Annotated in this window: 4 protein-coding genes; 2 read left to right on the forward strand and 2 right to left on the reverse strand. The window is 43.0% G+C overall.

The window, feature by feature from the left end; all coding sequences use genetic code 11:
- Positions 1 to 137: 137 nt before the first annotated feature.
- Both IV55_RS09245 and IV55_RS09250 read right to left on the reverse strand, forming a co-directional pair.
- Positions 138 to 422: a CsbD family protein gene (locus IV55_RS09245; protein WP_237756171.1), complete on the reverse strand. Its 285-nt coding sequence runs from the start codon at positions 420 to 422 to the stop codon at positions 138 to 140.
- A 127-nt stretch (positions 423 to 549) separates the two neighbouring features.
- Positions 550 to 1,401 (reverse strand): aminoglycoside 6-adenylyltransferase, encoded by an 852-nt coding sequence (locus tag IV55_RS09250; RefSeq protein ID WP_057811539.1) that lies wholly within the window; start codon positions 1,399 to 1,401, stop codon positions 550 to 552.
- A gap of 172 nt (positions 1,402 to 1,573) precedes the next feature.
- Here IV55_RS09250 and IV55_RS09255 point away from each other — a divergent pair, with 172 nt between their 5' ends.
- Positions 1,574 to 2,935 carry a hemolysin family protein gene (locus tag IV55_RS09255; RefSeq protein WP_057811542.1) on the forward strand — a complete coding sequence of 454 codons (1,362 nt, stop codon included), beginning with the start codon at positions 1,574 to 1,576 and terminating at the stop codon, positions 2,933 to 2,935.
- Between the two features lie 163 nt (positions 2,936 to 3,098).
- Positions 3,099 to 3,932, forward strand: a complete 834-nt coding sequence (locus tag IV55_RS09260) for an MBL fold metallo-hydrolase (protein WP_057811544.1) — start codon at positions 3,099 to 3,101, stop codon at positions 3,930 to 3,932.
- Positions 3,933 to 4,117: the final 185 nt, after the last annotated feature.

The raw sequence follows: 4,117 nt of genomic DNA on the forward strand, positions 1-4,117 counted from the left end.
CCCTGTCATGGGTATTTTTTATTTCAATAAGTGTTGCACTTGGAGTGTAACATCGCCACATACGCATTTAAAAAGGCGTTACTCGCGGCGGCAAAATAATTGCTGCTACGAGTAACGCCCTTTATTTAAATATGCCATTAACTTAGTTCGTCGGCCGCGCTAGACAATGTATCCTTTAACTTTCCCTTACCTTCTTCAAGGTTACCGGAAAGTTTGTCGCCAGTATCACCGGTCAACGCACCCTTCACTTGTTTAGCTTTGCCTTCTGCCTGTTCACCTAAATTTTCTAGTTTGGATTTGATCTCTGCCATTTGGGCATCATCTTGAAACAGCATGTATGCCAATGCCAAATTCGCTGCTACGCTAAATCCTAATAGTAAATTCTTCAAAGTAATCACCTTTTTACCTTTCTGACTGCTCACCAACGAGTACAGCTTCGTTGACGACATCATATCGGTAACATGGTCAGCCTTTCAAAGAATCTGCCTATGACGCGTCTGGGATAAAAGTTAGATCTTGCTCATGACTGCCCAGCTTTTGTCCCACACCCTAATTTTCATTCATTATCTGTGCTTCATAGTGAATGACAGCTTGCGGATAGTCTGGAAAAGAGAATCCCATCTGATCGGCCACTACCCGTGCTGTCTCAATAAACAACTGACTAGCTGTTTGTAATGCCAGCCATGTGTTCGCTAAATCATCTAACTTGTATGTGTCGATTAAGCGCTCATAATCAGTTTCCGACAGTGAATCAGCCAAACGACCATCGTTTTTACCAACATTCGCTTGGAAATTTGTACTGACACCCACCGACCATTCCAACATCCGTAATAATTCTTTACGAACAGGGTCATCCATATACTGATTTGCATATAATAACTGCTTACGTTGCAGACCCTTTACGACATATAAGCTAACCCAGAAAAATTCATTAACTGAATTTTGAAACGCCTCCTCACTGGGCACCGCAATATGAAAGTCCCAGTCAGAAGCTTCGGGCTGTCCTTCAATTTGGTTATCTTTATCAAAGATAACCGTGTTTAAGTGCTCAGCTGCAAGATACGCATCTTTATCGCGCACGTCAGCAATTTTTAAATCCAACCGGTTGCCATCAGTGAATTGCATTAAATACGGATACCATGGCTGCATGGTGCCGCTAAATAACGCACCCGTTGGCTTTTGCATCATTAAACGGTCACCAAATACGTCTAACCAAGCATCGTTTTGGCGAAACGGCGTGGGATCCGTTACAAAGTAAGTAATATCAAAATCTGCAAACTGATCCTGTTGGATTGACGGATTATTCCGTGATCCTTCCATCCCAACTGCACGAATATTATCATCTTGTACTGCAACCTGTTCGATCAAGTCCATCATGCTGGCGACGCTTCGTTGTTTCATGGCTACACCTCTTTATTGATACTGGCATTATAGCGCACACAGCGCGCATCATTTGTTGAAAGTCACGTAAAATAGCGATTAACATTAATTTCCACTGGAAAACGTTTTGTTATGTAATGGGGACGCGTTATAATGTAGAAAGTTTTTATAATAAGAAATGGGGAATAGTCTTTTGGATAGTGGTCAGATAATTAGTAATTTGATCATCATGCTAATTACGTTCGTGTTCGCAACCTTTTTTGTGGCGGCTGAGTTTGCACTTGTGCAGACACGGCCGAGTGTTCTTGAGGAAGAGGCTGACAAACGCGACAAAAAATCAAAGAAAATTGCTGTGGCCACTAAGATGGTTCACAACTTAAACGAATACTTATCAACCACCCAGGTCGGAACAACACTGGCCGGAATTATTCTTGGGTGGATCGGTGAAGAGACAGTTTCAACATTATTGTTGAATTTATTCGGTCTTGCTCACCTTAGCTTAAATGCCACGGTTGGTCACGCGATTGGTTCTATTGTCGGAATTATTTTACTGACCTACTTTGAAGTGGTCGTCACTGAAATCGTTCCAAAAAACATTGCCATCGACCGACCATTCCAAGTATTGATGCTAGTGGTTACACCATTACGCTATTTCCACATCATCTTCTATCCTTTCGTATGGTTGCTGAATACATCAGCCAACGGAATCGTCAAGATGTTAGGAATGAAGCCTGCCTCTGAAAGTGATGAAGCCTTCAGTCAGGCCGAAATTTTAAACTTGTCCCGTAATGCGGTGACCGGCGGCGAATTGGATCAAGAAGATTACGTCTTCATGCAACGTGCATTTGAAATGAACGATAAAGTTGCTAGAGATATCATGATCGACCGGACCCAACTGGAAGTGGTCGACGTTACTGATACAGTTAAGGATGCCTTACAGGTGTACTTAACCGAACAGTTCAGTCGCCTACCAGTTGTGGCTGATGGGGATAAGGATAAGATGCTCGGGTACGTTTTCAACTATGATCTTATCCGACAAATCCAGGTGGATTCTTCCATCAGCGTTGCAAAGATTTTGCGAAACATTATTAATGTTCCCGAAACCATGCCCATTCAAGATGTCCTTCAACAGATGATTGAAAAACAAACACCAATCGTCGTTGTTGTTGACGAATATGGTGGCACATCCGGAATCGTTACCGATAAAGATATTTATGAAGAATTGTTTGGTACAGTTCACGATGAAATTGATGACGTCTCTGACGAGTACATTTTCAAACAGGATGACGGCTCTTATCATGTTTCTGGCAAGATGACACTGTATGACTTTGAACGATACTTCCAAACGGACATTAAAGCCTTTGAAGAATCTGAAGTCGTTACGCTAACCGGTTATATTATCGAAAACGACCCTGACATCAAAGCCGGCGGGCATTTCCAAATTGGTGAATTCCAATTCACTGCGCTAGACTACGAAAATGCCTACATTAATTGGTTCGAGGTTGTAAAAAAGCCTGTCGTTGACGAAACAGACTCGGAAGCTGACAGTAACTAAAGTCAATAAGCAAAGGCGTCTGCTGCGGCAGACGCCTTTTGTTATATCAATGATATATCAACGATTCAATCGCTTTTCCGAACACTTTGTCTGCTTTTGTTTATTGTTTCCTGCTATAAAAGCCATTATGATCAACCTATCAAGTAAAGGATGGGTGAACATAATGGCTTTTAAAATTTATCATCTCAACTGTGGCATCGTTCAAGGCTTGCACTATCAAGGAGAAGCATTAGTCATGCACTGCCTGCTCATTGACACCGGCAAAGACGGCCTGGTATTGGTCGATACAGGGTTAGGACGCCAAGATCAAATTAACGCTGACCCTCGACTCGGATACGCCTTTACACACATTTATGCTAAACCACGCCAAGGTGAAATTGCCCTAGCCGCCGTTGAACAAGTTAAGGCTCTGGGGTATGACCCTCGCGATGTCAAAAACATCGTTATGACTCACTTAGACCTGGATCATGCGGGTGGCCTCGTTGATTTCCCCAACGCCATCGTCCATGTCTATAAAGAAGAATGGATGACCGCTATGAGTCAGCAAGGTTTCAAAACAAAACGCCGGTATCGTCAACCCATGTGGCAATACGGGCCTACCTGGGCCACCTATAATGAAGATGGCGAAAATTGGAAAGGCTTTAGTCATGTGCAACAGTTAACCGGTTTACCACCTGAGATTTTGCTAGTCCCAACAGCTGGTCATTCACGTGGGCATTGTGCCGTCGCCATTGACACTGGAAACGGCTGGATTATGCATGCTGGGGATACTTACTTTGATCCTCATGAAGTAAAGGCTGCAACACCATCAGTTGAACCTGAACTTGCACGCTTTGAATGGCTCAACCAATGGAATAAAGAAAAACGACTAGAGAACCTGGATGCACTCCGCAAACTCTTAGTAGATGATGACTCCGTGAAGATGTTTTGTGCACACAACCCTGCCGAACTACATGAATGGGTAAAACAAAATCCAGAAAAAAAGATGTCACTGTGATAGGGATCAAAAAAACGAGCACAATCTAAAACCACCTAGCAGGTTAACTACCAACCCGGCTTTTGATTTACGAACTTAAATAGTGAAAGAGTGCAATTCAGCCCATGACCCTGCATTGCACTCTTATTTAAAACGTGGGACAAAAGTCAAGTCGCTGTGCAGACTACGAACAACCTACCGGATTG

This window comes from Furfurilactobacillus siliginis, assembly GCF_001437435.1.
GTDB lineage: Bacteria > Bacillota > Bacilli > Lactobacillales > Lactobacillaceae > Furfurilactobacillus > Furfurilactobacillus siliginis.